General features: G+C 72.8%; 4 protein-coding genes and 1 pseudogene. 2 read left to right on the forward strand and 3 right to left on the reverse strand.

Annotated elements, in window-relative coordinates; all coding sequences use genetic code 11:
* Nucleotides 1–146: 146 nt before the first annotated feature.
* The 3 genes and pseudogenes from ACIRD3_RS40390 to ACIRD3_RS40400 all read right to left on the reverse strand — a co-directional run.
* Nucleotides 147–745, reverse strand: a pseudogene (locus ACIRD3_RS40390) (IS5 family transposase); the annotation flags it as partial.
* A gap of 543 nt (nucleotides 746–1,288) precedes the next feature.
* Nucleotides 1,289–2,269 carry an endonuclease/exonuclease/phosphatase family protein gene (locus ACIRD3_RS40395; protein WP_402227114.1) on the reverse strand — a complete coding sequence of 327 codons (981 nt, stop codon included), beginning with the start codon at nucleotides 2,267–2,269 and terminating at the stop codon, nucleotides 1,289–1,291.
* Nucleotides 2,270–2,463: 194 nt separating this feature from the next.
* Nucleotides 2,464–3,420, reverse strand: a complete 957-nt coding sequence (locus ACIRD3_RS40400) for a DUF3048 domain-containing protein (protein ID WP_402227115.1) — start codon at nucleotides 3,418–3,420, stop codon at nucleotides 2,464–2,466.
* A 162-nt stretch (nucleotides 3,421–3,582) separates the two neighbouring features.
* On the opposite strand from ACIRD3_RS40400, the gene ACIRD3_RS40405 reads away from it, so the two are divergent.
* Nucleotides 3,583–4,005, forward strand: coding sequence for a CBS domain-containing protein (locus tag ACIRD3_RS40405; RefSeq protein WP_402227117.1), 423 nt, complete (start codon nucleotides 3,583–3,585; stop codon nucleotides 4,003–4,005).
* A gap of 91 nt (nucleotides 4,006–4,096) precedes the next feature.
* Nucleotides 4,097–4,414 (forward strand): hypothetical protein, encoded by a 318-nt coding sequence (locus tag ACIRD3_RS40410; protein WP_402227119.1) that lies wholly within the window; start codon nucleotides 4,097–4,099, stop codon nucleotides 4,412–4,414.
* Nucleotides 4,415–4,539 lie beyond the last annotated feature (125 nt).

Genomic DNA, 4,539 nt, shown 5'->3' on the forward strand with positions numbered 1-4,539 from the left:
CGCCTTGCCGATGGGAATCATCGTCGCCGTGCTGCCCGCGCTCGCTCTTCTCACACTCGGCGTCCTCACCCGGTCGATGCCCGGTGAGCGCACTCGCAGGCCGGCTCGCCAAGGACCTGCCGGGCACCGGCGACCGCGCCGGCACCCACGCGGATCTTCTCCATGACCGGCTCGAACTGGGTGCAGTCCGCCCGCTGTCCGGGTGTGACCAGCAGCGACAGCGGGCGGCACCGGCCATCCGCGCTCAGGTGGACCTTCGTGGTGAAGCCGCCGCGCGAGCGGCCCAGGCCCTCACCTGGAGCACCACCTCCTCCAGATGGCCTGCCAGGCCTGTCCACGCCGGATCGATCTGATGTTCCGTCACGGTCGCCCCCCTTCGAGGCGACCTGCGGCGGGGCAGGCTTGCGGGCGTCGGCGGCGTGCTGATGGGCGCGCATCACCGTGGAGTCAACCGAGACATCCCAGTCGATGGATCCCTCGGCGTCTGCGACGGCCTGGACCTGCTGCGAGGGTCGCTCCCAGGTGCCGTCTGCCGACCATTGCAGGTGCCTCCTGTGCACGGTCTTCCACGGACCGAACCTCTCGGGCAGGTCACGCCACTGCACTCCGGTTCGCACCCGGTGTAGAACCCCGTTGATCACCTGCCGGTGATCCCGCCACCTGCCACAACGTCCATTGCTCACCGGTAGAAGCGGCTCCAGGGGCGAGCCCACTCAGCGTCCGTCAGATCACCGCGACCAGTCATACAAAGCTAACGAGCAGATGATCGGAGAGGCACTGCCTAGGCGGGCGACGTCGTCGGCCACCCCGGAGCCGTGACCACCACCCCTGGCGGCCGGCTGGTGCGGGCACCGTCGCGAGGCGGTCGAGCAGCTGCGACGACCATACCGCTGGCAAGACCACCGGTGAGACCGCCCCCGGCGCGCGACGCGGTCTCGAACGTTGCCTCCGGCGAGGACGTCTCCCGCATCCGCAGGGCCGACACGCTGCCAACATCGCCATCGGACCCTCCGGCTCGTCTGCCACGACAACATCGACGCCGAACTCCCCGCCTACGACCACCTCGAGGACCGCGACACCTGGCCCCTCGACCCCCGAAGTGGCGGTGTCGCCGTCCTCGGAGCGCTGATTCCGGTCCCGCCGCTGCTCGATGATCCGGATCAGGTCACGGCCGGTTCTCGGTCGGAGGGTTTTGAGCCGGTCGGCAGGTTCAGCCGTGCCAGGGCCGGATGGACGGGCACAGCAGGCCGGGGCCGGCGCGGCCGTCGCTGCGTCGGCCCCGGCGTTTCTAGAGGTCGAACTCCGCCACCACCGGCGAGTGGTCGGAGGGCTTGTCGTGCGGCGCGGTCGGCCGGGCCTCGACGACGCTCGGCAGCTTGTCGCTGCCGGTGGACACCTTCCGGAACGCGGACAGCAGGGAGTGGCTGATCATGATGTGGTCGATCAGCTCGTGCTGGCCCTCGAAGACGCGCGAGAAGCCGCCCTGTTCCAGGATCTTCGGGGCCAGGTTCCACAGGCGTTCGGCGTCGCCCGGGTCGGGGCGGTCGAAGCCCCCGGTGCCCATCTGGGAGCCGGGCGGACCGTAGAGGATCTGGGTGGTGGCGGCCTGCCACTCGTCGTTGAAGTCGCCCAGGACCACGACGTCGTGGGTCCGGCCGTCGCCCTGGAGCAGGTCGTCGGCCAGGGCGCGCATGGTGACGGCCTCGGCGGTGCGGCGGAAGAGCGCGTACGCCTCGTAACGGGCCCGCAGGCGCTCGTCGGTGGTCGTGTGCTGCTTGTCGGGGAAGGTCAGCAGCTTCGACTTGAGGTGGCAGACCGCCACCTGGATGCTCCGGCCGGGGGCCGGTTCCACCCGTACGGCCAGACCCCCGCGCCCCATCTCGCCGGTCGGGGTGCCCGGAATGCCGTCGTCCTCGACCTGGATGGCGTGGAGGTGGTCCGGGAAGTCCTTGAGCTGCCGGACGTCCAACAGCGGGAGTCGGCTGATGACGCCGACCCGGATGCCGCGGGGGTCCGGATGGTCCGACAAGGCCGTGTGCCAGGTGCCCGGAAGCTTGGCCACCAGGTCGTCCAAGGCCTCCTGGCTGCCCACCTCCTGCACCCCGAGCAGGTCCGGCCCGAGTTCGGTGATGACACCGGCCAGGGCCTCGACCTTGGCGTCGTACGTCGCCTGGTCCTTGGCCGCGCACTTGCTGGGGTCAGGCGGACTGCCGGCGGGCAGGGGACGGCAGAAGTTCTCCAGGTTCCAGGTTCCGATGATCGTGCTCACTGTGCTCCCGGCGGGTCGTTGGCCGGCTTCGTCGCCGACTCGTCCCAGCCGTTATGCCTTGGCCGGGTACCGCGGTCGGCGGACTCGCCGGTACCGACTGCCTCGTTCACCCGGGTGTCAGAGAGGAGACCCTGCGCTTCGGCGCCCCCGTCGGGTGACAGGGGGCGCGGGGTCGGGTTCCCGGCTCCGCGCGCTCAGGGCACCATGACCACCAGGACGGGTCCGGTGGCGAAGGGCATGATGCCGCCGTCCGGCAGGGTGAAGGTGGTGCCGGCGGCCGGGTCCGGCCGGCTCCAGGCGGTGTGCCACACCCGGCCGTCGCGCAGCACCTCCGCGCGCCCCGAGCCGGTGCTCCGGGTGAACACCTCGTTGTCGGGGTGCCCGGCGTTGAAGTCGGTGAACAGGCCGGGCCCGATGGCGACGTGCTGGGCGACCACGGTCGCCGTGCCGGACCAGGCCGGCCCGCCGTCCACGGCGATGTCGTAGGTACGGCCGTTGAAGCGCGCGGCGATCGAGGCGGCCGGCAGGTGCCGGGTCATCGCGCCGAGCGCCTCGCCCCCGGTCGGCGCGGCGCCGAACGCGAAGCCGGGCGAACGGGCGGGCACCGACGGGAACCGGGCGAGGATCCGGTGCGGGTCGATGAAGGTCGGGTCCACCGCGCGGTCGGTGAACGCCTCGGGTGCGTCGGCCGGGGTGACGTTGCGCAGGTCCGCCCGGTCGAGGAGCGGGAGCAGGCCGCTGATGGCGCCGCTGTAGGCGAAGTCCAGGTGCCCGTACTGCTGGAGCAGCGGGATGTCGGTCTGCCGGGCGGAGCGCACCGGGCCGATCAGGGCGGGCAGGTGGTCGGCGTCGTACACGGCGAGGAAGCGGGACAGGCCGCCCTCGACCTCGATCCAGTAGACGATGTCGGCCTCGGCGAGGCCCCGGTGGATCGCCTGCACCCGGGCGCCGACGTTGTCGATCTTCACGGCGAGGGTGTCGCCCGCCGTCCCGACGTTGTCCAGCGGGTTCCCGGCGGGACGCGTCGGCGCCGTCGTCCCGGACTCGTGCCCGCCGCCACCGCACCCCGCCACCGCGGCGAGGCCCACCCCCACCGCGACCGCCGCGAGCGGCCACCCGGCCCGCACCCGGGCCGTGCTGTGGGTGTCCACGACCTTCTCTCCCGCCGTCCTGGCCTCCCCCACCCCGGGAGGTACCCGCTGCGGGTACGGCCAATCGGGTGTCACGGGCCGGGACCGGGGTAGCCGCGCAGAAGCGGCGGACCGCGAGGCGAGGTACCACCCCTCCGGTACGACCGTCATGGAGGCGACACCATGACCCAGAAGATCAGGGACGTCATGACCCCCGGCCCGGTGACCGTTCCCCGGCTGGCCTCGGTACGGGACACCGCCCGCTGGATGCGCGACGCCGCCGTCGGCGACGTGCTGGTGGCGGGCGAGGACGACCGGGTGTACGGGCTGGTCACCGACCGAGATCCGGTGGTCCGGGTGCTGGCCGACGGCAGGCACCCGGACAGCACCCGCGTCGGTGACGTCTGCAGCACCGAGCTGGTCGGCGTCGCCCCGGACGACGCCATCGGGGACGCCGTCGACCTGATGCGCCGGCACGCCCTGCGCCGCCTGCCCGTCCTCGACGACGGCCGGGCGGTGGGCGTGGTCTCGCTCGGCGACCTCGCGATGGACCGGGACCCGGGCTCCGCCCTCGCCGACATCAGCGCCGCCGCGCCCGACTCATGACCCGGCCCGACTCATGACCCGGCCCGAGTCCTGCCCCGGCCCGACTCCTGACCCGGCCCGTCCGATGGCCCGGCCCCGTCGGCCCGCGCCCGTGCCAGCCCCCGACCCGGCCACCCCCGCGCGGCCGCGCCGACGGGAGGCCCGGAGCGCAAGGCTGCTCACCGCCTCCGCCCACTGGAGCGGGCGGGGTGACGACTGCGCCGACTGGACCGGCCGCGGCGTCGAGCGGTGCCGCCGCTGGGCGCGTGAGGGCGCCCAGCGGCCCGGTGAGCTGGCGCCCCCGTCCTGGTTCGCCATCGCCCTCCCGTTCGGCATCGCCTGGTACCTGGCCCTCGGCGGAGCCGCACGGACGTGGTGCCGACTGGCCGGCCGGGCCTGCCGCCTCCTCGCCGGAGCGCTCGCCCGGTAGCGCGGACGACGGGGGTGTGAAGACGGACCCTAGGGGTCGTCTTCAAAGCTGATCAAGTGATGGTGGATCATGTCGGGCATGGTGCGTCGTCATGAGCTTTCGGATGCCGAGTGGGCTGTGCTGTC

The organism is Kitasatospora sp. NPDC093550 (assembly GCF_044764985.1).
GTDB lineage: Bacteria > Actinomycetota > Actinomycetes > Streptomycetales > Streptomycetaceae > Kitasatospora.

Coding starts and splice junctions, on each gene's coding strand:
- ACIRD3_RS40405 (WP_402227117.1), top strand. CDS start 3,583: ATGACCCAGAAGATCAGGGACGTCATGACCCCCGGCCCGGTGACCGTT.